This window comes from Paenibacillus sp. Z3-2 (assembly GCF_054161325.1).
Genome location: NZ_CP096397.1, coordinates 4,268,600 through 4,295,393 on the forward strand (window position 1 = coordinate 4,268,600; position 26,794 = coordinate 4,295,393).

Genomic DNA, 26,794 nt, shown 5'->3' on the forward strand with positions numbered 1-26,794 from the left:
ATGCTAACCATTTCATCAGAAATCAAATTCATATAATTCCTGTTTCAAAGACTTCAACTTACTCTGGGTATTCTGATCAACGTGTACAAGCTGAATTGAGGATAAAGGCTTCTGAACGTCTGAAACCATCTGCACTATAACTTCCATCAAATGCTTACCCATTTTGCTTATCGTTTCTGATTTATAAAGGGTAGTTGCATACTGAATTTCCGCAATCAGTCGATCCGAGTCATTTCGTACAGTGACAGCGAGATCAAATTTCACGGTTTCATCCTCCCACCCTGGAAGGGACACTGGACGCATTAATTCTGAAACCTGTTTTTGCTCCGTACCCTCTACTGCAAGCAATACATTAAATAATGGAGAACGATCTGCAGAGCGGTGTAGAGACAAATTGCGCACAATCTCTTCTAGAGGATAATCTTGGTGCTCCAATCCTTCAAGCACCCACTCTTTAACCCGTTTCAAATAATCATCAAAAGAAGACTCCATGTCCAGACTCAACTGGAACGGCAGCGTATTTACGAACATACCAATCGTATTCTCAAAATAAGACTTGGTTCGACCAGAAACTGGCGTACCAACAATTAGTTTTCTTTCTCCGGAATACATAGAGAGAAGCACGGAATACGCTGCAAGCATAAGCATATATACTGTATAATGATTCTCCTCAGCAAACCTTAGTATTGTAAAGGAAAGCTCTTCCCCAAAATCAACGAAAAGCATGTCTCCTTCAAAACTTTGTATTTCTGGACGCTCATAATCTGCAGGAAGCAAAAGCGGTTTAGGGTCCGAACCAAGCATATTTCTCCAAAATTGTTCATGTGCTGTGCCTTCTTCCGACTCCAACATCATATGTTGCCACTCCGCATAGTGACGTAACTGGGTTGGAGAGCCGAGAATGGGCTGATCTTCATACAAGCTCTGAAAGTCTCTTAAAATAATGTGCATTGAGTGACCATCGGAAATAATATGATGCATATCCATCAATACGTACCTTACTTCTTCTTGTTTAACCGTCACTACTTTAAACAAGGGTCCGTCAGATAATTCGAATCGATTAATAAGGGTTTCCTTCCAAAATTCCAGAGATTCATTTGTAGATTCATAATGGTTTATCTCAATGAGTTGTTTCTTTCTTATCACTTGCATGAGTACATCTCCGTCAAGATGGAATCGAGTACGAAGTGCTTCATGATGGTCAATTAGCTTCTGTACAGCCTGATTAAAACGTACTTCATCAAACTCACCAATCCATTGATAAACACTCGGCATATGATACGCTAACCCTATTCCATCGAATTGGTCTAGGACATAGAGTGCTTTTTGTTGTGCAGATGCTCGTACACGGATTTCCTCCTGGTCCGCTGGGAAGACCGAAAATTGAGTTTCTTTGTGCAAGCCTTCTGGTCTATATCGCTCTTCAGTATATCGAGCTAACTCACGGATGGTTGATAAAGAATGTAAATCTTTGAGTGATATACGAATTCCAAATTTCTCTTGAATCCCAGCAGCAAGCGCAAAAAGCTTAAGAGAATGTCCACCAAGCATAAAGAAGTCATCTGTGACACCAAAATGGTCAAAACCGAGGATGTCCACCCACAGCTGTTTGATATCATCTTCTATGTTATTGGATGTTGAGACAAATGCTAGGTGTTCTGACCAGTCAGGACTCGGAAGTGCTTTGCGATCCACTTTACCACTTGGCGACAGTGGCATTGATTCTAAACTGACAAAAGCTGCGGGAATCATGTATCCTGGTAAAACAAGGCGTAGCTCTCGCTTCAATTCTGCAATATCCAATTTCCCGTAAGGTACTACATAAGCACACAGGACGGCTTGTCCTCCAGAATCAGCAGTAGTCACAACCGCTTCCTTCACCTGGTTTGTTAGCATGATTTGAGATTCAATTTCACCTAATTCGATACGAAGCCCTCTAATTTTCACTTGGAAATCTGAGCGCCCCATATAATCGATATTCCCTGTATGATCATATTTTGCTAAATCCCCTGTTTTGTACATTCGTTCCCATCCTGCTTCTGGAAAAGCATGCTTCAAAAATACAGCGTTTGTTTTCTCCGTATCGTTTAAATATCCATCTGCAAGGCATAACCCAGATATATAGATCTCACCAATTACACCAGGAGGAACGAGATGCAGATTCTTATCCAAGATTAGAATCTGTGTGTTATGAACTGGTCGACCAATTGGAATCCGCACGGTCTCATTCCCATCAATTTGATGGTATATGCAACCAATGCTTGCTTCTGTAGGACCATATAGATTTGTTAACTTTATGTCTGGGAACAATTCTTGAAATTGATGAACAGTAACTGCGGCTACTTCTTCTCCACCTACAATTACGCTTTGTAGGGATGCTAGTTTTTGTAACAATTTCTTTGAGCCGTTTAATAACTGATCCACGATGACATTGAATACAGAGGGTACAAAATCTGTAAGTGTAATTTGATTATCTTCAATAACAGATGCAATATACGTTGCAGACAAAAGTTGCTCGCCATCTGGTAATACTGTTTTCCCTCCGACAGTAAGCGGCCAGAAAAATTGCCAAACTGAGCTGTCAAACACATGATGGGTCGTTTGAAGAACAGATGTGGCTACTTGAGAGCCAAAATAATCATTCATCCAAGCAAATCGGTTAGAGATGCCTATATGCGGTACAACAACACCCTTTGGTTTACCTGTTGAACCTGATGTATAAATAATATAAATGGGATCTTCAGGTCTAGCGCTCGGCTCTAAATTATCTGCGAGTGCAAGTTGATCAATACTTACTCCAATTGGCATGCTGTCGCCAACTTCAATTGCGGGCATACCCTGATGATGATTAAATAGAATAACCGTTGCTTTTGTGTCCTGGATAATGGATCCTATTCGACTTGCCGGCCAATTAGGATCCATTGGAACAAAACTTGCTCCTGATTTCATAATAGCAAGTAGTGAAATAACTAGTTCTGGAGAGCGATCCATGAGAACAGGAACGCAGCTTCCTTGGCGAATATTCATTTCCTGTAGTTTAATAGCCAAACCGTTGGCTTTTCCATTCAGGTTCTGATAGGAAATGGAATTCACACCATAATTTAAAGCTGAATCATTTGGCGTTCGTAATGCTTGTTCCTCAATATCCAAATAAATCGGCCTAAATACTTTATTTGTTGGACCTGGATTAAAAGCTTCCAGTTGGGCCAGAGATTCCTTAGCCGATAGAATAGATGCCTCCGAAAGCTTCATTTCTGCATCTTCTAGAAAAGACTTCAGAAGTGTCATATACGCTCGTCCGAACGTTTCCATGGTTACATATCTGAACATAGATTTGGCGTATGTCAGCTCCAGTGCAAAACTATCGGTTTGATCTACTATCTCGATACCGAAATCGAATTTTGATATCTGACTCGATACAGAGAGCATTTCCACAGGATAATTTGCAAATGTTCTTTCATGTTCAGTCTCTTCGCGCAAGGAGAACATTGTTGTGAGCAGAGATTTAAGATTAATATTTGAAGTCTGTCCTTCCTCATTCAACCTATCAATGACACGTTCCAAAGGAATATCCTGATTTTCAAAAGCTCCTGTAACAGCTTGTTTCATCTCTTGCAGAAATTCTGCAAAGGAAAGATCACTGCGAGGGAAACTTCGGTTGGCCAGCGTATTGACAAACATTCCTGCGACTTGATCAAATTCAGGTCTTGACCGTCCTAAGACAGGGATACCTACAATAATATCCTCTTGACCTGTGTACTTAGATAGGAGCACATGATAAACAGCCAACAATAGCATATACGGTGTAACTCTGAGACTACTCGCCTTCTTTTGAACAGCCAAATAAATGGAAGAGTCCATGTGATATTTAATTAGCTCGCTTTCAGACAAGCCAGCATTTAGATTTTTATTGTAATCATATGGGAATTGCAGAACCGGTAATTCTCCCATAAGAGCGTTCTTCCAGTACGAAAGTTGATCGTTCTGAGATGTACCTTCCGTATTCTGCCATGCTGCAAATTCTTTATACTGTAGTTCAAGCGGCTTAAGTTCCTCACCTCTATAAAGTGCTTCAAAGTCACGGAACAACAAGTCTACTGTCAGCCCATCCGAAACAATATGATGCATATCAATGACTATAGTTAACGTATTATCTGATTCCTTGAGTACACACATTCTGCATAGTGGAGCTCGTGTGAGATCAAAAGGAAAGATAAGATCATTTATAGATTGTGGACCTTCAATAACTGTAAATGATGAGTTGTTTAACTGATCATGCACAATCATTTGCGGCTCCCCGTCTACCTCCTCGAAAGAAGTCCGTAGAATTTCGTGCCGAGCAAGCAATTTCATCCACGCCTTTTCCAACTCAGATACGGATACATTTCCTATTATTCGGAACGCAGCTGGCATATTATAAGCTGTTCCTGGTTCTTCTAGTTGTTCAATTAGATACAACCGTTTCTGGTTGGAAGACAACGGATAGCTGTACTGTTTCGATAATTTTGGAATCGCTACTGTCTCAGGTTGATCAGGAGACAACGAAATAATATAATCCGATAATTCATTTAATCTAGGATATTCAAAAACCGCGCTTGTTTCGATCCGTTTATGAAGCTGTTCCTGAACCCGACTAGCTAGCTCAAGTGCTTTAAGAGAATGCCCCCCCACCTCGAAAAAGTCCGAATCAACCGAAACTAAAGGAATCCGTAGAACATCCTTCCAAATTTCAAGAAGTTGTCGTTCTGTATTATTTCTCGGTGTTAAATCAGTGGTTTGATCTTTCTTCATTTCCTTGGGATCCGGAAGACGTTGCACGTCAATTTTACCGTTGATCGTTACCGGAATCCGTTCAAGTTCCACAAAAAAAGAAGGGATCATGTAGGAAGGTAACTTCAAAGCAAGATAAGAACGAAGCTCTCTAATCGTCCATTCGTTCCGGCTTATAATGTAAGCACACAAATACGGCTCTTCTTCTTGTAAGGCTATAACGGCTGTTTGAATAATACTTGGATGATTTAAGAGGGCTCGTTCTATTTCTTCGGTCTCAATCCGATACCCTCTGATATTGACTTGCTGATCACTTCTTCCTAGATATTCCACATTGCCATTAGGTAACCATCTGCCAAGATCTCCGCTTAGATAAAGCATCGTTTCTTCAGGGAAGAGGTCATTGCGGAACTTACCTTCTGTTAACTCTTTGTTACCCAGATAACCTTTACTAAGCCCTGCACCACCAATACAAATTTGTCCTGTTACTCCAATGGGTACAGGGCGGAAATTCGTATCCAGTATATACAGAGAATAGTTTGTAATTGGCCTTCCGATTGGAATACGAGTCTCCCCGCCCTGTACTTCATAGTAGCTTGCGCAAACTGTTGTCTCTGTTGGTCCGTAGGTATTGTACACCTTACAGTATTCGATCAGTTGATCGATATACTCTGGCTTCAGTACGTCTCCTCCGCTAATTGCCAATCTTAGGGAAGCGATAGGTTTGAATTGGTTAATCTCCTTTAATAAAAGCGGTGAGCAACTGATTACACTAACCTTTTCATTCTGCATCCTCTCCCTAAGCTGGGCTGGTAGCAGAAGTTCATCTTTTTCTACAATAATAAGACTTGCACCAACAGAGAGCGCAGGAAAAACCTCTTCTACATATGTGTCAAACGCCATGGATGCTTGCTGCAAAACCGTATCCATCCCATTCAACTTAAATTCTTCCAAGAATGCAGTGGTATATGCCATCAAATTTTTATGATCAACCATGACTCCTTTTGGCTTACCCGTCGTACCAGAGGTATATATAATGTAAGCTAACTCTTCTGATCTATCAGGTAGTTCCTCCATAGATAAAGCATTAAGATCATCAGTAATTGAATCCCCCCTACCACTTCCTACATTCCATACAGGAGTACCAGGAGTATTAAAGTTGATTTCACTGTCAACAAGAAGCAGTGTTGCTTTACTGTCTTCCAGCATAAAACGAATTCTATCTACTGGATACTCAGGATCTATAGGCAAATATGCCGCTCCGGCTCTCCATACAGCCAACAATGTAGCTATTTGTAAAGGCCCTCTTGTCATGTATACTCCAATGATCGATTCGGAACCCAAATTTCTTTCAAACAGTTTCCGAGCGATATTGCCACTAAGTTGATTCAACTCTTGGTACGTGAGAGAATCATTTTTACTTTTTATAGCAACTTTCTCTGGATCGCTATGAGCATGCTGCTGAATCAGTTCTATAATTCCTAGGGAAGATATTTCACGAGAAATGCCGGTACTCCAGGAATGTAATTGCATCATTTCACTCGGCTCCATGATTTGAGCATCTTTAATCTGCTTCGTCAGGTTGCTTGATAGTACTCCTAACAATTGTTTAAAGTGATCTGCCATTCTTTGTATTGTAGAATGTAGAAAGAGTTCTGTGCTGTATTCAAATTCGAATAAAAGTCCTTCTTCAATCTCCTTACATTCCAAAGACAAATCAAACATGGACGAATACTGAACTATCGGATAGTCCTCCATTTGAAAGTCTTCTTCCAATAAAGTTGGAACGGATACATTTTGCATCACAAATGCTGTATCGAACAAAGGATTGCGACTACGATCACGACGAAGACCTAGTTGATCAACGAGCGTGTCTAATGGATAATCCTGAGCTCCTAGTGCCTTAATTACAGTATCCTTTACATTAGTGAGCAATTGTTTAAATGTATGGTTCATATCAGGGCGAACACGAATTGGAAGTGTATTGACAAACATCCCCACTATACTTTGAGTGTCCTTATGAGTTCTTCCCGCAGCTGGTGTGCCAATGACTACATCTGTCTGACCGGTATATTTAGCAAGTAAGACAGCATAGGCGCTGAGTAAAAGCATGTACAGGGTCGACCCGTTCTCATTGCAAACTTCTCTGAGCTGTTTCGCGAGATCCCGGTCAATTTTGAATGTATATGTTTTTCCGCAACCTAACATTACAGAAGGTCTTGGAAGGTCTAATGGTAGATTCAACGGCTCAGGCAGCGTATCAAATTCTTTCAACCAAAAGTCTCTCTGTTCATTAAGCTGACCTGACTCTAAAAGATGTGAATGCCATACAGCATAATCTCTATATTGAAGATGACATTCATTCAACGGTAATCCTTGTACATAATAACTCTGAAACTCACCAAGAAGGATAGACACCGACATGGCATCTGAAATAATGTGATGCATATCAATCCATAAAATATGATCATTAGAGGCTAAACAGTAGAGCACAGCCTTAATTAGTCCGGGATTATTTAATTGAAATGGTCTTAATTCTTGCCTTTGGCAAATATCAAAATCTTCATGATTCAGTATTTCAAACTTCCATGGAAGTTCGACAGCATCATGGATTCTCTGGGTAACCAACCCGTTATTCAAATGAAATGATGTTCTCAGTGATTCATGTCTATCTATTAATTGCTGCAACGACGATTGCAGCCGGACTGGATCTAATGGTCCATGGATTCTTAATGCTTTACTAATATGATAGCCTGTAGAATCCGGATTGAGCTCTTGCATTAAATACATTCTTGCTTGCGCACGAGAAGCTGGCCATTCTCTACAATTTCGATCTGTAATTGGTATTAGATCCTGATCATATTTCTTACTATCGGAAATATATACAGCTAATTGACGGATCGTCGGCATTAGAAATAGATCACGAATAGAGAGAGACACGTTGAATTCATTACGAATATCATTCATCAGTAATGCTGCTTTAAGCGATTGTCCACCAATAGTGAAGAAATGATCATGAACACTAATTCTTTCAATCCCTAACAAATCACTCCACATTTCGGATAAACGTTGTTCAATCGGACCCTCAGGCAGCTCGTACTCATCTATATCATGGTTTACGGCACTCGGCTTAGGCAGTTTACGAACATCTAATTTTCCTTGAGTCGTCGTTGGAAAACTTTCAATTTCTATAAAATGAGAAGGAATCATATATTCTGGTACTTTTCGAATCAATTGCTCGCGTAGATCCTTGGAAGATATAGGTTGATCCGTAATCAAATATGCCAATAAAACAGATGCTCCTCCTTTTTCTTGGTCGGCAATTATCTTGACATCTTTCACGCCATTGCACCGGGCGACCGCCTGTTCTGCTTCATCTAGCTCAACTCGGTGACCGCGAATTTTAATCTGGCGATCTGTTCTCCCTAAAAACTCAATGTTACCATCAGCCATCCAACGACCGTAATCACCTGTTAGATAGACTCGCTCCCCTGAGATGAAATGCTCCCCGAATCTGTCGTTTGTCAATTCCTCTTTTCCATAATAGCCCCTAGTTACACCGGCTCCAGCAATACAAATTTGCCCGACAATACCGATGGGAACTTCTCTGAAAAGAGAATCTACGATATATATTCGATAACCATCAATTGGCTTTCCGATTGGATACCTTTCTCTCCCTGCATCACATCGATAATAGGCTGCACAAACAGTCGTTTCTGTCGGGCCGTAGGTGTTGTATACATCACATTTGTCGAGAAGGTTGGATACATACTCTGGCTTCAATACATCCCCCCCACCGATCATTAGGCGAACAGAAGAAGCGATGTCCATTTTATTTAGCTCATTGAGTAACAGACAGGAACAGCTTATTACAGAAACTTTACACTCTCTCAAACGCTGATTTAAAAGAGAAAGATTTAGGAGATCTTCTTTATCCATCACTAGTAACGATGCCCCAGCTGCAAGGGTTGGCAAAACTTCTTCTACATAGTTATCAAATGCAAAGGAGGATTGCTGTAATACAACATCCTGTGGAATAATATTAAATTCATTTTGAAAGGCTTTAATATACGTACTCAGATTTCTTTGTTCGACCATAACCCCCTTTGGTTTGCCAGTTGTACCTGAGGTGTACATAATTAATGCTAAATCCTGTGGTTGTGTTAAGGTTATAGGCTTGGGAGTTATCTTTGAATCTCCTGGCTGCTCCAGATAAGCCAACACATCGATCTGCTCCAATCTGGGTAACAATCCTTCAACTAAAGAATGATCTGAGATGATAACTTTTGGAAGAGCGTCGTATACCATGTATTCAATACGTTCAATTGGATAGTCGGGATCAATAGGCATACATGCTCCGCCCGCCTTCCATGTCGCAAGCAATGAAACAACTTGTCCCACACCGTTATAGGTCATAACGCCAACAATTGTTTCTCTACGAATGCCTTTATCAATGAGTTCGGTAGCCAGCCTATTACTAATCTCATCAAGCTCCCTATATGTCATGGATTGTCCATTATACTGCAAGGCGATAGCTTCTGGATGTTGATTAACACGGTCCATAAACTGCATGACAAACGGAATGTTTTCTGGGTGAAGATCTCCGTTCAGATTAACGGCATTACTGAACTGTATTAACTGTTTTTTCTCATCATTTGTTAATAACTCCATGTTTGAGAGCTTGATTTCTTCATATTCCACTACGCTCTGTAGAATTTGCAGATAATGGTTAGCTAACCGCCGTATGGTGTTCTCAGTGAATAAGTCTGTGCTGTACTCCAAAGTAAGTCGCAGAGCGCCTTTTAACTCCACACATTCAAGTGATAAATCTACTTTTGATGAATTGTGGGAAAATTCTGCCCAGTCCAGTTGCTCATTTTCGTTGTCACCAGAAGTTATGAAATTTTGCATTATAAAAACGACATCATAGAGCAAATTCCGATCTGTTACCGGAGGAATATTAAGATCCATAATTAGGTTCTCACATAAATATCTTTGATGATCCAGAGCTTCAAATACTTTCGTTTTTACACTGGATAACAGCTCAGCAAATGTGTGTTCTTGAGTGCTTCGAACTCGGATAGGAAGCGTATTAATCAACATACCTACAGTCCGACTCAATTGGGGATGCGCTCGATTTGCAAACGGTGTACCCATAACAATATCATCCTGACCAGTGTAGCGTGCAAGAAGTTGATAGTATGCAGACAACAGAATGATATATATTGTTGAGCGTTGTTTTTCTGACAGAGCTTTTAATCCAGAAGTTAGTTGTTCATTTACTTCAAATTGTATGGATGCTCCCTTATATGTCTTGTGCAATGGTCTAGATTTATCCGATGGCAACTCAAGGATTGGAATACCATTCTCAAATTGCTCAATCCAATAGGCTCTACTTTCATCCAAGCCCCCTGCACTTAGATCCTCAGCGAATCGCGTACATACATCTGCATATCTTATATTTGGGTTTATTACCTCTTTATTTGAAATACGAGAGAATAGATCCTGAACAAAAATCTTTGCTGAACTACCATCTATTACAGTATGGTGAAAATCAAAAACTAGCTTTTGTTGTTCTTCTAAATCAATGAGTCCAGCTCTCCAAAGAGTTGGTTTATTCAAGTCAAACGGCTTAATCCAATTTATAATGGATGTATCAACACGATCTTTTTCAATTGAAATTCTCTCGAATGTACACGTACACTCTGAGACGAAATCAATGAATAATTCATTATCATGGACAACAAAGAACATTCTCAAAGCATCATGAAGCTGAGTAACTTCTCTTAGAGCTTGATTCCAGTCCTCTAAACTTCTGCACATAGGAGTTGTAAGAACAAGTGTAAGATGATTAGCGGTTTTAACCTCACTCATATTATCCATAACATACAATCTTTGCAGATTCAAAGGAGCTGGTATGAGATCACCTGGCATCCATTGGTTTTGATGGTCCTCATGAAAGTAACTTTTTGAAGACGTGTTACATTCGTGATCAACAACAACAGCCAACTTTTCTATAGTGTTGGAATGTATAAATACCGATACAGGTATGTGAACATGAAATTGTTCTGAGATTTGTGCTGCAAAATAAGAAACTTTCAGTGAATTTAATCCTATCAAATCAAATTCAGTCGTAACACACATCTCTATAGTATTGTCTCCAATAGTCTCATTTAAAAGATACAAAAGCAGTGTTTCCGTCTCTGTTTGAGGTAGTCGTGAAACTTTAGGAGCTTGACGAACGGCTACCTCTTCGCGAATTCTTTCAACCAACTCATCAAATTCACCTTCTTCATACCTGGAGGCAAGTTGATAACGTTGTACTTTACCACTTGTCGTTTTAGGAATCCGCCTAATCGGTATAATTTCTTTAGGAGTAATCCCTGTTGCTTCCTTTACAACTTGTTTCAACCTTGAGAAGAGGGGAAGAAGGGCATCATAATCAATCTTTGCCGTGTACCAGAATAATATAAGTTCCTCTCCTGACGTGTCATTCCTAGCTCCGCAAGCAGCAATACGACCTGGTTTTATTCCTTCTTTCTGCTCCAACAGCCTTTCAATATCATGCGGATATACATTCTGACCGTGAATAAAAATAATATCTTTTTCCCGTCCAGTCACAACAAGACGCCCCTCATACAGGAATCCTAGATCCCCTGTCTTCAGCCAGCCGTCCGGGCTCAACGCTTCCTTAGTGGCTGTTTCATTATTATAATATCCCTTTGTCACGTTGTTACCTGATATGTAGATTTGACCAACCACTTGTTCAGGAAAAAGTTCACCATGTTTTCCACAAATTTTCACCAAGCAATCCTGAACGGGATAACCTTCATCTACAAAAACAGTGGAGTAGGGATCTGATGGTGAAACAACTTGCACGTACTCCCCTGTACCTAATTTTCTTCGATCCAAGTAAACACTCTTCAATCCTTCTCCGATGCGCGGAAATGTAACAGCAAGACTTGCCTCTGCCATACCATATACCGGGAACCATACCTGCGAAGATAAACCAAAAGGTGCAAGCCGTTGGGCAAATTGTTGGCAAAGTTCAGCAGAGATTGGTTCCGCTCCATTAAAAATCAACTTTACGCAAGTCAAATCGACATCTTGCAAGTCACTATCCTTCACATAATCAAGGAAATAGCCGTAACCAAAGTTAGGTGAGCTGAGGTAGTTTATTCGATGTTCTGCTGCCTTTTTTATCCACAATACAGGTCGTCGTACAAACAATGCAGTAGGCATTTGGAATTGATCACTACAAGCGGCAAGAGGAGTAAGGTGACCTCCAATTAGCCCCATATCATGAGTGAATGGCATCCAATTGAGAGATCTTTCAGTGGATGTAAACTCCATTCCATTAATGATTGACGAAATGTTGGATAGAAGATTACGATGGGTCAGTGTTACACCTTTAGGATCTCCCGTTGATCCAGAAGAAAATTGGATGAAGGCAATCTGACTTGAATCAGAAGGCGAGATAACGCCCTCCTTCTCGCTTTTTAGTTTTTCATTATACGTTATGATTTCATAAGTATTGTTTAGTTTTTTAGGGATATCCGTTATAATATATGGTTTTTTCAATATTTTGCATACATTATCAAGTTTATTCAGATGTTCTGGCTTGCTTGAAGCAGTTAATGGTATGGGGATCATATTGCCTAGAATACACGCCCAAAAAGTGTGCAAAAATCGAGATGAATCTTCCACAAAAAGAATAACTTCATCCCGAGGATCAACGCCTGAAGATTGGATTAAATGAAGGACATTGAGCGATGTCTTTAAAAGCTCCGCATAAGATACGAATACATCAGTAGAACTAGAGATTTCATAGAGTCCGTTATCTGTTTTTTCAGCACGATACAACAACTCTTGTAATGTGTTAACCAACATACTTCCCTCCAATTTTATTACGCTTAAATGCACTAAATAACTCATTAACTTTTAACTTGAAATTTCCAAATTTCAAATTAATCCAAAGCAGACTCTTTTAAGATTTTAAAATCATAAATATGAACTTTATCTCTTCCAATTGCTTGTTCAATTCCTTTTACAGGAAGGATGGATTCTCTATCGCCATTCAATGAATAAGCCTCAATCTGATGGTCACCTTTATCACGGTTATTTCGGAAAAAAAAGAGTCGATCATTCTTGAAAAATACCTGTTCATCCTGAAGCATGGGTGTACGAGTATATCCTTCAAAATGAAACTCTTTTTCTAATATTTCATTTTTTAGATCATATGAATATACATCTCCGTATCCATCGACATAATAAATCAGTCCGTTATAGACGTGAATCGAATCCTTGTTATACAAAAAATAATCTGAAGTTCCTTCAGAATATTCTTTTAGAGGATATATCTTCGCATCTTCTGGATGAGCAGGGTTAAGTTCCAATAGTTGAAGTTGAGTACTATTTTGAGATGAGTTTGAGAAAATACCTATAAGGCTATTTTCATATGGAATCAATCGGGTAAACATTATTCTTGAATCGGATTTCATGTTTTTCAGTTCAATCAGCGTGCTCTCATCAACCGTACCATCTCCTATATTAACCCTTTGAAAATTCAATCTCGTAGGATCTATCTGGTCACCACTAAGCAAATAAATGTTATTATCATCATGTCCAGTAGCTTCAATATAACTTCCTAGTTCTTTGCAATAATTATTTTTTGCGTCTCCCCATCTAATTCTGGAAATATAATCATCCATATCAGGGGTGAATCCGATATTAAACAAAGAATAGTGATAACCTTGGTTCTTCAATAATCCCGATGACTGCCCATATCCAGAAGGAGCACTACATCCTTTAAACTCAGTGTGATTCATAAGACCATCTTCCTTTATTCCTATCATTTCATTTTTCTGATGGAGCAGTATCTGATTATTATAAGGAATAATAGAATTTAACTCTAAGCCGCTTTTTTTAACTGTTGAAACATCACCATTTTCCGAAATTAGGAACATATAACTTACTCCCGATCCCAACTTTTCACCTGCAGTATCTGTTGAATATAGAACAGATGCTATGGAACTCTTTAAAGGAACTTTTTCATCCTTTTGCTCATTACAGGCAATAAGCAAAAGTATCATCATTAAACAAGACAAACAGAAAAGAGCATACCTACACCTGGAAAACCAATTCATATCATAGAACTCCTTTTGCTAGATGATTAAGTATAGATTATCCAGTAAACTTCTTTACCATCACTTCATCGGTTACTTTTTCTTAATGATAGTAGGGCAGAAAATTCTGCCCTACTATTCAGAAGCTTATTGCTCAAACTTATTATGTTTATGATCGTTTAGTAGACCTTAATATCGTATACATTTTTGTGATCACGTATATCTACCGGATATACTCCCCATCCTCCATCTTTATCAAGATCAATGTTAGCTGCCTGTTTAAAAGCACACCATACTAACTGAGAGCAATTAAACTTGGAACCATCGCAAGAACGATTTGATACAAAGTTATTATTGTAACTGTTTCCTTTCTTTCCATATGCCCAGTTTGCCGCAGCCTCATCTTTGGTGATAGTTGTTACCGTGGTTGACATGATTCTGGACCCAGATGATACTTTGCGGTTTGCTACTGAAGCACTTCTCACACCATCGTTAGGGTTAGCAGCTTCAATAATTGTAGTTTTTGTATAATACATTCCTATATGCCCGTGTGGTAAACCAAGTGTGGATGCTGGTTGGTAAAAAAAAGTACCTTTACGACTTTCATTAAGCTGATAATTTCCATCACTACCACTATCAGAAAACGGGTTGATTACATCAGGCTCTGTTACCTGCACTTTGTCTTTAGTTGATTTAGCTGTTCTTAAGGGCTCCTGTGTCTGCTCAAGTTGTTTAACTTGTAACTCTTGGAGAATTTGATTTGTTATTTTTTCCTGACTTACTCCTTGTTGTTGTGAAATTTCCAAAATGGTCTCTTGTAATTCTTCTCTCGTTAAACCATTCTCATGTAGAGAAACGATTTGATCCAACTTATTTCCATTAACCGAATCCGCCCCCGCAATCTGGTAAGGAAGCGCAAACATCAACGTTAAACATAATATAATTTTTGAAGGAATATATTTTTTAAACAATTTCTCATCTCCCGATAAGTAGTATTGAAAACATCACTGGCCAGTTCAATTTTCACTATCAATACTAATAGAATTATATGTATTTTAAAACCGTAATATGTAATATAATGGGTGTAAGTATGTAAAATATTGTTTTTTCTAAAAATTATAGGTACAGTTTTTAGCAATTATATTTTCCATTGTAATCAAATGTTCCTGTATCTCTAGGTTTGGATAGAATCGTGATGCAGCAATTGCACATGATTACATAAACCCCGGTAGCTTATCTGCAAATCAACAGCATACAGCCGGGGTTCATTGTTATATTAGACTACTATTGCTCTAATTCCTCAAACCTAACTCAACGTGTAAAATCATGCTGCCCAATGGTCAGCAGCGTTGGCCTGCTCTTGCTCCACACCGAAGTGGCAATCTTCGGATTGTAATAATAGAGCGCTCCGTTCGTCGGATCAGCGCCATTTAAAGCTTTGCGAGCAGCCCTGTAAGAGGTCTGGGTTGGCTTGGTATTAAACTGGCCATCGTCTATAGCCGTGAACTGCCCTTTCTGGAAAATAACCTTCGAAATCGACGACGGGAATTCACTCGAATGTACCCGATTCAACACAACCGCTCCTACAGCGACCTGCCCTTCAAAAGATTCTCCGCGCGCCTCACCATGGATCAGCTTCGCCAACTGGCGTAACGTTTCGCCTTCTGCTTTGGCCTTTTTGTTCAGCCTGTTGAGCGTCGCAGGACCTGCCACGCCATCTGCACTTAGTCCCTGAGCCTGTTGGAACTCACGGACAGCACCTTTGGTAATCGACCCATAATATCCAGTCATTCCGGCGTCGAAGTAGCCCAGATCGCTTAATTGCTCCTGCAATTGCAGCACATGCTCGCTACGAACGCCCTGTTCCAGCTTCTGTGCTCCTGCAGAAGGAGCTACCACGGTCAATCCCAGAGTCAATGCGTAGGCACCGAGGAGCATACTGACCCGCCCTGCTCTTTTGCCAGCCGTTCTTCCCTTCCCATGAGTGACTTTCCGACTGACGGTGATAGGTTCCATGTTGCCAGCAATCGCTAACAGATCCAGCCCCTCATTCGTGCTATCTAATTCAGTTATCATATTCTTTCCATTCATTTCATTCGTTCGATCCATTCCAATATTGTTCTTCATCATTCCATTAACCTCCACTTTTCTGAATCCAGATTCCACTTCTTTCCCCTGAATCCTCACGGCCCTACATCCCGAGTGTCATTATAGGATATAGAAAAAATGAAGTCTATCGGACCGATGACGCAGTGAAAAAACGACGCTGAACATGGCAAAAAGAGGCATGAGCCCATGGTCACACCATGGTCATACCCCTTCTTCTATCAACCAAATACCGCTTGTCCAACCCGGCATTTCCGTAGGCTGGCAGACCCGTACAAAAGTTGCGCTTGAATATAATGACAATTACTCAGCTAGTTCCTGACCCTTTGTTTCCCGGCCCCAGAACAGCACAGCGGCTGCGCCAATGAGGATTGTCACGAAGAAAATCGTGAAAATCAGGCTAATTGCCACTTCGCGCTGAACCAACATACCGACCATTAATGGGGCAAGTACGCCACCGATCCGGCCAACCGATGTAGCTAGACCAACACCTGTCGAACGAAGAGATGTCGGGTACAATTCCGGGCTGTAGGCGTACAGGCCACCCCAAGCTCCCAGATTGAAGAATGAAAGACAGATCCCTGCGGTCAGGATCGTCGCTTCCGTTGTTGCCAGTCCGAACGCAATCGCACTGAATGCAGTCAAAGTAAGATACACAACAAGTACGAACTTGCGACCGTAACGTTCAATGAAGTACGCCGCGGTGAAGTACCCTGGCAACTGTGCGATCGTCATGATCAGCACGTACTGGAAGCTTTTAACCAACGTAAATCCTTTCGCCATCACAACCGAAGGTAACCACAGGAACATCCCATAATAAGAGAAAATGACGGTAAACCACAAAATCCAGAGCATCAACGTTGTACGGCGATGTGGTGCGGACCAGACGGTAGCCACTTTCTCGCGGAACGTAATTTTATGAAGCTTGGTATGATTCTTATACCGCGGTGGGTCCTGAATGGCACGACGCAGATACAGTGCGTAGAACGCCGGAAGCGCTCCTATGGCAAAGGCAATTCTCCATCCGTACTCCGGGATGACAAAGTTGGCAATGAGTGCTGATACAATCCAGCCCCCAGCCCAGAAACTTTCCAATAACACAACGGCACGTCCCCGTTCCGCTGTAGGCATCGACTCCGATACCAGCGTGGATGCCACGGGCAGCTCTCCGCCGAGTCCGATACCCGCGACCAAACGTAGTGCACACAATACGGCGAACCCAGTCGCAAGTGCAGATAGACCGCTTGCAATCGTGAAGATTAGCAAGGTCCACATCAGTATGGCCTTCCGTCCAAAACGGTCCGCAAGTGCACCTGCAAGCAAAGCACCTAGCGCCATACCGATGGAGTTAATACTCGTAAGCACGCCGACTTGTCCGGGACTGAGACTCCATTCCTTGGCGAGTGCAGCCACGATAAAGGAGATCATACCGACTTCCATCGCATCAAACAGCCAGCTCATGCCGGCACTGAACAGCAGCTTGCGCTGCTTGGGATTCCGCAATACTTCCAGTTTGCTCATCACTTATAGCTCCCTTGATCTCTATGTAGTCATTCTGACACTAAATCATTATTATGCAGAATGCTCCAGAAATCAATGCAAAATAAGCTTTTCCTTCCGATTTCTGCGATATCTCACCCCTTGAGTGAACCCGCTGTCAGACCTGCTACAAAGTAACGCTGGAGTATAAGGAACAGCGCGATCATCGGAATAGCCGTTACCAGCACACCCGTAAGCATCATCGGATAGTTCGTCACGTATTCTCCGCGGAACTGCATTAGCGCGAGCGGTAACGTTAGCTTGGACTTACTGCTGAGCATCAGCATCGGAATAAGCAAGTCATTCCAGACCATGACGAGCAGGAACGTAGCCGTTGCCGCCAGCGACGGTGCAGCCAGTGGCAGTGCAATCCGGGTATAGAGCCTCCATTCGCTTGCTCCATCCATACTGCCCGCTTCCAAAATCTCCGAATTGAGCATGCGCATGAAGCCTGTCAACATAAATACAGAGACAGGCATCAGCATAGCGGCGGAAACGACAATCAGTCCTGTTAGACTGTCCGACCACCCGAGCGTACGGGTGAGGGAATAGATCGGTAGCATACTCACTTGGGAAGGAACGATTAGACCGGCTACGAACAGAGCAAACACGATTTTACCTACACTGCCGCCCCAGCGGACAATAGCGTAAGCAATCATGCTGCTCAGCAATAACTCAATTGCAACCGTACCGAGCGTCACAATAAGACTGTTCCCGAAATATTGCCACATCGGCTGATTACGGAACATGCCAGTAATGTTATCCCACGTAAACGGGTCCGGCCAACTGAACGGACTGGTAAAGAAGTTGCTGCTTGTTTTGAACGAAGATACAAATACAAAGTACAGCGGCACCATGATCAGCAGTGCATACACTAATAGGATCAGGCGATTGAACCATTTTAAGAACATGTGAACTCCCTTCTGCCTCGGTTGCAGGATGAATGCTCCAACATCAACCTCAATAGCTTACCCGGTCAGCGCGTAGTGCCTTGAACTGCAATAACGTCAAGAGCGCGAGCAACACCAGGAAGATCATGGAACCGGCAGAAGCCAGACCAAATGAATAGCTGCCAAAGGCGGTATGATAGATATATGTTGTCAAAATTTCAGTTGCGTAATTCGGGCCTCCGTCCGTCATTGTGAAAATGAGGTCAAATGCCTTGAACGACTGAATGGTCGTATAAGCCACAACAATCGTTGCCGAAGGTGCCAGCAGCGGCCAAGTCACGGTACGGAATACCTGCCATTTGCTGCCGCCGTCCATACGAGCCGCTTCATACAGTTCTGCCGGAATGCCTTGCAGACCTGCAATGAATACGATCATCATCTGCCCAGCATGGGCCCAGACTTGCACCGCAGCGATGGAATAGATAGCGATCTTCGGATCACCAATCCAGTTACGGGCGATGCTGTTCATCCCCGCTTCATTTAGTCCATAGTTGATCAATCCGATAGATGGATCATACATGAATGCCCAGATCAATCCGACCGATACGGAGGACAGAATCGCAGGCAGGAAATACAATGCCCGAAGCACAATGCGTGTCTTGGTATTACGTACCAGGAGCAGAGCCAGGACAAGTGAAATAAAGGTTTGTGCAATAACAACCGTTAACATGAATTCCACGTTGTTGCCGAAGGCTTTGCGGAATACGATGCTGCTGAGACTGTCCTTGTAATTATCCAGCCCTACAAATGCATACGACGGGGATACCCCGTCCCAATCCGTAAAGGAGTAGAACAGCCCCGTCAATGTAGGAAATACGAACAATCCAATGTACAGCAGCAACCCAGGGATCAGAAACAGGGATAGCTGAAGACGGTTTTTCATCGTTTATTTCCCGATATGCTGATCAATGATCGCTTGTGCCTGCTGTGCTGCTTCTTCTGGAGAAGTGCCGCTCAGCACGGCCTGAATGGAGTTGGTTACTGCTTTTTGATTGTCTCCGTTCAGGATGGTGAACCGTGGCTGGAACACAGTCTTTTTGCTTGCCCAATCTCCCGCTACCTGAAGCTCAGGTGTATCATACTTCACATCATTTACCGTTACATTCTGTCCCGTTTGGTTGGCGTATTCGCCAGCCACTTCCGGATTGCTCAAGAATTCGATGAACTTCTTCGCTTCTTCCGGATGTTTTGACTTGCTGTTCACCGCGAGCATGAATGTGGTCGTATGAACCCCTTCATACTTCGCTTGATCTGCATTTACGGTAATCGGTGCAAGCAGTTTTTGCTCCAAGTTCGGATTCTGCTGCTTGTTCTGAGCCAATTGATATGATCCACTTGCCAGCATTGCTGCTTTCTCTTGAATAAACAGTGCGCCAGCCGCAGGGTCCTTCGTACCCAATGCATCCTGCTGGAAGTAACCTTTATCGTTCAGTTCCTTAAATTGCGTCAATGTTTTCACCCAGAACTCATCCGTCAGTTTCGCTTCACCAGCTTCTACTTTGGTAAAAATGTCGTCACTCGGTGCATTGTTCATCACCATTGTATTCATGAATTGCCCTGGACCAATATCCGCTCCGGCAAAGGCAATCGGAATGATGCCATTGTCTTTCAGCTTCTGGCAAAGTGCCAGGAAGCCTTCCCAATCGGTTGGCGGCGTCAAGCCGTATTGTTCAAACAATTTCACATTATAGATTGGATCGTTATATACGAGTTGGTACGGAATCGCATATTGTTTGCCATCGTGCTGTCCTGATTCAATCAGCTTCGAATTGTAAGCCGACAGGAACGATGATCCGGTCAGATCCGTGAACAAGCCAGCTTTGGTGAAAGCTTCGAACTGTGCACCCGGGAAGGATGCAAATACATCCCCTACCGAACCGTCACTAATTTTGGATTGAACGGTGGATTGGTATTGATCGGAGGGTAGCGTCTGCATCTCCACTTTGATGTTCGGATTTGCTGTCTCAAATGCGTCAATGCTCTTATTCAGTGCTTCCACATCTTCTCCACGCCAGTGCATGAAGCTGAGGGTCACTTTGCCTGAACCGGAGGAGCCGTTCTCTCCGGATGACGCGTTATCCCCACCGCCGCAAGCTGACAGCAGGATGGACATAACCAGCATACTGACGAGAGGCAGGATTAATTTTTTATTTTTTTTCATGAAAAGGTGACCTCCTGAGGATGCTTGATATTTTAACTAAAGAATGTTTATACTGACCACTCCGATGACAGAATAACCTTCCGATCGCTGTTATCCCCAGATTTATTTGATTCCTTTTTATAAAAGGAAAAATCCGGGGATAAAGGCGAACGCTTCGCTTCTTCACGTTATTTCTGTCCTCTCCGTTTTCGTATAAAAAGATTAGTTCAACTTACTTAGTTGGTAGTAACTGAGTGCTGTTTCTGTCTTGTTTTCCATTGCTCGCGAATGATCGGCATAACCGTGCGGCCGAAGATTTCGGCTTCTTCCAGATGCGGGTAACCGGACAGAATGAACGTCGTTACACCCAGATCTCCATATTCCATCAAGCGTTCAGCGACCTGTTCGGCTGTACCTACAATGAGGATCGCACCGCCGGAACGCACAACGGACAAGCCCGTCCACAGGTTGGGCCCTACAACAAACTGCTGCTTCTCGGACAGTTCCCGTAGCTCGTTCTGTCTGCGTTGGTTGGTTGCGTCCGTCTCCGCAAAAGCGGCTTTGGCTTTCTCAATGGCTTCTGGTGGTACTTGGCTAATAATCTCCCACGCTGCTGCCCATGCTTCTTCCTCGGTATCCCGAATGAGCACCTGGGCACGCATGCCGTAACGCAGCTGACGATCTTGTCCCGTTTCCTCTTTCACTTGCTGGCGAATGACCTCAATCTCTTCGATCTGCTCCTGAATCCAGTCATAAGGCTCGCCCCACATCAGGAACGTATCCGCATGTTCAACGGCGACCTTTTTGGCAATCGGTGAACTTCCTCCCAGATAGAATGGTGGATGCGGGTTTTGCACCGTCTCCGGCATGCCTACCGGTCCTTTGAAGTTGTAATACTGGCCGTTGAATTCAGGATTGGGATCGCTGGGTGCATCTGCGCTAGAGTTCGAACCGCTTCCGGCAAACTCCGTCAGATTCAGTCCCGTCGATTGGGTCCATGAACGCTTCATCACTTCCATATACTCGCTCGCCCGCACATACCGCTCATCATGCGCATGTGCCAGTGGATCGCCGAGTTCCTCCAGATCTCGAACAGAACTACCTGTCACCACATTGATCATGGCGCGACCGCCAGAGAGCTGATCCAGTGCCGCTCCCATGCGTGCAGCCAGTACCGGTGTAACCAAACCTGGGCGAATGGCGACAAGGGGACGCAATGTCTTCGTGTGACTCATCACAGCCGAGCCGACCACCCATGCGTCCAGACAGGCTCCCCCTGTCGGAATCAGTACAAATTCGAATCCTGCCTTCTCCGCCGTCTGTGCCACATCGACCAGATAATCCAGACTCGGCTCCCGCTCCGGGGCAACCCCTACATACTTACCATCCCCTGCTGTTGGCAAAAACCATCCAAACTTCATTTCTTCCTGTTCGCTCACAAAAGTCAATCCCTTCTATGATAAATTGCTCTAAAAATGTTTCACTCAAGCACTTCGGTTACAGAAAACCTTTCGAGCACTCTTGTCCCCAGATTTCTTCTCATTCCCCTTACATGGGGAAATCCGGTGACAAAGGCGCACGCTTCGCTTCTTCAGGTACTTTCTGTCCCCTCCGTTGTCGTGTCATTCTTTAAATTGATTTATTAGGCATAACCAAACTCAAATGCCGATTAATTAACTTGGTTTAATAGGTATGGACATCATAACAATTGATTTGTCTGTGAGCAATGTCATTTCGCGGCAATTTTATTTTGTCATTTTGTGGTCTTTTCTCAGATTTAGGTCTTCCTGATCTTGAATATATATAAAACCCACCTGTATAATGGGTTATAAGCGAAACTTTTAGATTATATAAACGATACTTGATATTAAAGAGGTGTTCCTGATGACCGAGAGCATGAAGGAGGACCACCATGAGTTTTTGGAACTTATTTTCTTCACGCCATCTGAATTCGAGAAAGCTGGTGGCGCCTGGCCGATTCGCATTGGCCGTAATATAGCCAAGACCAACTATCATATTGGCCCGCGTACTACGCCTTATTATTATTTGCTGTTTGTACTGGAGGGGGAAGGGACATTCATACAAAACGGACAGCGTCATGCCCTTCGAGCCAGGGATGCATTCTGTCTGTTTCCACATGTTCCCCATGAGTACTGGACTGATCCAGAGAACACGTTGCAGAAAATATTTATTGCCTTTGACGGTGCACATGCAGCCGAACTGCTGTCTCGAATTGGACTTACACCCGACTCACCGTACCGTTCAGGTGTACTGACCCCCGAGACTGCAAGCGCCATGCGCGCATTCATGGAGGATGTTCGCAAACCTCAGGATGGAGCGAGCGATCTGGGACGACTCACCCGGTTTTTGAATCTCTTTGACCGGATAGCCCGTTCCCCTGCAACCAAAGAATTGCAACCGGATTCAACCACGCCCTGGCTTCAGAAAGGCAAGGATTACATGGACATTCATTTTGCAGGCGGCATCTCCGTGGAAGGTGTGTCCGCTCATGCTGGTGTGGATCGAACCCATTTCGCCAAACAATTCCGCAAAGCCTATGGTGTCTCCCCTGTGCAATATATCCAGCAGCTGAAAATGAATCAGGCCAAACGCCTGCTCGTGCAGACGCCGCTAAGCTTAACAGAGGTGGCTCATTCCGTAGGTTACCCGGACTTGTTTTCCTTCTCCAAAGCATTTAAAAAGCACGTCGGTCTGCCTCCCAATCGCTATCGTACAGCGGAGAGTACTAAAGAGTAAAGGAGCGGCCTTTCGCTCCCCAGCCTATGATCCATATCTCGTGCGTGCTGCAGAATCCATTACTTAATCCAGCACCAAAAAAGGCAAGCCCCTTCAACCCGGGACTTGCCTTCTTTCTATATTATAGTCTTTTACGCACGTGCCAGAAACCCCGAGCCTTTTTCGTCGACCTAACGCTATTCCTTCTTCTCATCCTTGCGCGCAAGTGGAATACCGTTCTCCTTTGCATACCATGCTTCATAATGATGCACAGCTACACCTGCAAAAGAAGAATGAGAGGAACCCAGATCGAACACCTTCGCCATTTCCTCATTCATATTGCTAACCGGTTTACGGAAAAAGGTCAGGTGATCCCCCTCATGTGTGTCCGCGAGTTCCGCTCCGATCCAGACTTTCTTCCCGAGCTCATCCGCTTCGTCCAGTTCTTCCTTGGACAGATCATACATCTGCCGCCCACTGTCCCGGTAAGCCATAATTGCCACCGCATCGAAGTGGGAGATCACCCAGCGACTGAATGTACCATCCCCTTCAGCCGACTGACGGGCATCAAGCCAGAACGGAATGGCAGCGCTCATATACAGTCCGGCATCCTCTCCTGCATTTGTCCAGGACTTCATGTTGTTCTGCCACTCTGCAATGACGCTGCTCTCCTCATTCTCCCAGCGCTTCAGCTGATAAGGCTCCACATCCAGTTGAATGCCTTGGAAGCGTTCATTCTTCGCGGAAGCTTCATTGTATGCTCGTACTCGCTCAATAAAAGCAAGCCCTTCATCCCGTTTCTCCTCATAGGCCCAGTCTGCATGACCGTTAAGTCCATGCACTTCAATCTCAGCCTGCCGGGCAGCCGCAATGAATTTGCGATATGTTGCATCAGGCACCTCATCCTGGATTTGCAGGAAGATGGTATCCACACCCTGTTCTTTGGAAAAGGCGATAATCTCCGGCGTCTGCTCTGCAATAATGGACGCGTCCCACAGCCAGGTCGCTTTGTGTTCCTCCGCCTTGAACCATTTGAACATCCAGGACAGAAGCAGCAGGCACAACACCACAGCCAGAATGGCCCATTTCGCCATACCTACCAGCTTGCCCCGTTGCCTCATATATTTCCTCAGACGAGCAACGCTTCACTTGGCTCAAGCACAGGATGCTGTACCGAGTGACCAATCTTGTAGATATGCGGATGTGTGTATGAACGGAATGCATTACGTGTATCTAGAATCGGTACACCCATCTCGGCAATATCAAAGTAAGGCAAATCGCTGTGGTTGGTGATCAGCACGATGCAATCGTACTTCTTGAACTGCTCCAGATTGAACACTTCGCTGTGTACGGTCTCCCCATGCTTGTCCTGGAAGGAATCCGCGTGTGGATCGTAGTAGCCGACGTTGGCTCCACTTTCCTTGAACAGTTCATATACTTCCAGTCCTGGTGATTCACGCAGATCGGCAATATTTGGTTTGTACGACATGCCGAGTAGCAGAATATTGGATTTACGTACGGATTTAGCGTATTCGTTCAGAATCGTTGATGTTTTGTTCAACACATAATATGGCATGTTGTCATTGGTGGATTGCGCCAGCTCAATGAATTTGCTATAGAAACGGAAGCCTTTGGCCTTCCATGACAGATACATTGGATCCAGCGGAATGCAGTGTCCACCGATGCCTGGGCCTGGATAGAATGGCATGAAACCAAATGGTTTCGTCGCCGCCGCGTCAATAACTTCCCAGATATCAATGCCCATGCGGTCGCACATCATCGCCATTTCATTCACAAAGGCAATGTTCACGCTGCGGAATGTGTTCTCCAGCAATTTGGACATCTCAGCCACTTTCGGCGAAGATACCGGCACTACGGTTTCAACATACTTGCTATACAGTGCTGTTCCGAGCTTCAAGCAAGCTTCGGTCGTGCCCCCGATTACTTTCGGAGTATTATATGTCGTGAAGCGTCCGTTCGACGGGTCCACACGTTCAGGCGAGAAGCAGAGGAAGTAGTCTTTACCCGCTTCATGTCCGATCTTGTCCAGCTTCTGCTGAATCAGTTCTTCGGTTGTACCTGGATAAGTAGTGCTCTCCAGTGTAATCAGCATACCTGGTTTCATATGCAGTTTGATCTGATCCACAACGGTCTCGATGTAAGACGTATCCGGGTCCTGATTCTCACTGAGCGGTGTAGGTACGCAGATACTGAGTGCGTCGATCACACGCAGCATGCTGTAATCCGTCGTTGGCTGGAAACGGCCGCTTTGCATTACTTGTTTCAATTCATCAGACGAAATATCGTGAATATAGGAATCTCCTTGATAGATACTCTCAACTTTGGACGCATCCAGATCAATTCCGATTACCGTGAAACCTTGATTGACCATTTCCACGGCAAGTGGAAGTCCTACGTAACCGAGCCCGACGACGCCGAGTACAGCTTCTTTATTTTCAATTGCATTCAGTAATGTGTGGAATTGTTGATTCTCCATGATATTCCCTCCGGACAATGTATTTGGTGGTGCTTAAAATCCATGTAAATAGATGGTTGGCTACTGCTCTAAGCTGTCTTCTAATGAAGGCAGCGTCTAATTCGGGCATCCAGTTCTACAGGTGAGAACGGTTTGGTCATGTAATCATCCACTCCGCTGCGGAAGCACTGACTGATCGTCTGCTCGACACGTTGCTCGGTCAATACTACGATTTTGGGTGGCTGCTCCATCTCCAGATTCTGGATATGATGTATGAACGGCAGACCGTCGATGCCATATAGATTCAGTTCGGTGAGCACTAGATCAGGTGTGACTTTCTCAATCAACTCCAGTGCAGCCAGTCCATCGACAGCTTCATAGGTTTCGTATCCTTGCATCTTCAGTCGCAACTGCAGGAATTCGCGTACCGTCGGATCGTTGTCCACAATCAAAATACGTTCCGGCTCGTCCGCCGTCGTGTCCAGCGTGTAGATATGAATCTCCGATGAATCTATAAGCTTCGAGAATTCAGCCATATGCTGAATGGTTGCCTTCGAAGGGCGCTCCCCCTCCGGGAAACTGGCCAGTGTAATCTGTGGATCGGCACCGGGAACGGTCTCTTGCAGTTCATGTTTAATCCGAAGCCCTTCATAGTGAACTTCATCCAGTGACAATCCTGGCAGCAGGACAGCAATCGCCTGAGTGGCCCCATCCTTCCACACCTGGAAAGCAGACTCGCTCGTCTGCTCCAGAAGTGTCCTGACCTGCTGCTCAGGTTGGGCATGTCCTGCACAATGGATGAACATTAAGCCGCATGTTTCGGCACCCATTTCCTTCAATCCCTGTTCTACACTTCGGTACACATTAACGGCAGCCTCACGCTGCAATGTCGCCGTATTTGGCATGTTCTTTTCCACCCTTCTCCTCGATTATCTATCTGTTGTTGCTTTAG

At 43.6% G+C, this 26,794-nt stretch carries 13 protein-coding genes; 1 reads left to right on the top strand and 12 read right to left on the bottom strand.

Features of this window, described 5'->3' with window-relative positions:
* Window positions 1-15 precede the first annotated feature (15 nt).
* From M1D71_RS19100 to M1D71_RS19140, 9 genes are all read right to left on the bottom strand, one after another.
* Entirely contained in the window at window positions 16-12,660 is a 12,645-nt protein-coding gene (locus M1D71_RS19100; RefSeq protein ID WP_458123235.1) for an amino acid adenylation domain-containing protein, read from the bottom strand.
* Window positions 12,661-12,737: 77 nt separating this feature from the next.
* Entirely contained in the window at window positions 12,738-13,916 is a 1,179-nt protein-coding gene (locus M1D71_RS19105; RefSeq protein ID WP_458123236.1) for a hypothetical protein, read from the bottom strand.
* Between the two features lie 158 nt (window positions 13,917-14,074).
* On the bottom strand, window positions 14,075-14,866 hold the full coding sequence (locus M1D71_RS19110) for a hypothetical protein (RefSeq protein ID WP_458123237.1): 792 nt from the start codon (window positions 14,864-14,866) through the stop codon (window positions 14,075-14,077).
* Between the two features lie 340 nt (window positions 14,867-15,206).
* On the bottom strand, window positions 15,207-15,833 hold the full coding sequence (locus tag M1D71_RS19115; protein WP_458127297.1) for a cell wall hydrolase: 627 nt from the start codon (window positions 15,831-15,833) through the stop codon (window positions 15,207-15,209).
* Window positions 15,834-16,304: 471 nt separating this feature from the next.
* Window positions 16,305-17,522, bottom strand: a complete 1,218-nt coding sequence (locus M1D71_RS19120; protein ID WP_458123238.1) for an MFS transporter — start codon at window positions 17,520-17,522, stop codon at window positions 16,305-16,307.
* Window positions 17,523-17,635: 113 nt separating this feature from the next.
* Entirely contained in the window at window positions 17,636-18,451 is an 816-nt protein-coding gene (locus tag M1D71_RS19125) for a carbohydrate ABC transporter permease (protein WP_458123239.1), read from the bottom strand.
* Window positions 18,452-18,500: 49 nt separating this feature from the next.
* Entirely contained in the window at window positions 18,501-19,373 is an 873-nt protein-coding gene (locus M1D71_RS19130) for a carbohydrate ABC transporter permease (protein ID WP_458123240.1), read from the bottom strand.
* Window positions 19,374-19,376: 3 nt separating this feature from the next.
* Window positions 19,377-20,651 carry an ABC transporter substrate-binding protein gene (locus M1D71_RS19135; protein WP_458123241.1) on the bottom strand — a complete coding sequence of 425 codons (1,275 nt, stop codon included), beginning with the start codon at window positions 20,649-20,651 and terminating at the stop codon, window positions 19,377-19,379.
* A 215-nt stretch (window positions 20,652-20,866) separates the two neighbouring features.
* Window positions 20,867-22,051, bottom strand: coding sequence for an LLM class flavin-dependent oxidoreductase (locus M1D71_RS19140; protein WP_458127298.1), 1,185 nt, complete (start codon window positions 22,049-22,051; stop codon window positions 20,867-20,869).
* Window positions 22,052-22,514: 463 nt separating this feature from the next.
* Here M1D71_RS19140 and M1D71_RS19145 point away from each other — a divergent pair, with 463 nt between their 5' ends.
* A complete protein-coding gene (locus tag M1D71_RS19145; RefSeq protein ID WP_458123242.1) occupies window positions 22,515-23,387 on the top strand; it encodes an AraC family transcriptional regulator in 873 nt (290 codons plus the stop codon).
* Between the two features lie 176 nt (window positions 23,388-23,563).
* Here the strand turns inward: M1D71_RS19145 and M1D71_RS19150 are convergent, their stop codons facing one another.
* From M1D71_RS19150 to M1D71_RS19160, 3 genes are all read right to left on the bottom strand, one after another.
* Window positions 23,564-24,487: a hypothetical protein gene (locus tag M1D71_RS19150; protein WP_458123243.1), complete on the bottom strand. Its 924-nt coding sequence runs from the start codon at window positions 24,485-24,487 to the stop codon at window positions 23,564-23,566.
* A gap of 8 nt (window positions 24,488-24,495) precedes the next feature.
* Window positions 24,496-25,863 (bottom strand): nucleotide sugar dehydrogenase, encoded by a 1,368-nt coding sequence (locus tag M1D71_RS19155; protein WP_458123244.1) that lies wholly within the window; start codon window positions 25,861-25,863, stop codon window positions 24,496-24,498.
* 80 nt (window positions 25,864-25,943) lie between these two features.
* The gene (locus M1D71_RS19160; RefSeq protein WP_458123245.1) at window positions 25,944-26,747 is read right to left on the bottom strand and encodes a response regulator transcription factor; all 804 of its coding nucleotides are present in this window, start codon (window positions 26,745-26,747) and stop codon (window positions 25,944-25,946) included.
* Window positions 26,748-26,794 lie beyond the last annotated feature (47 nt).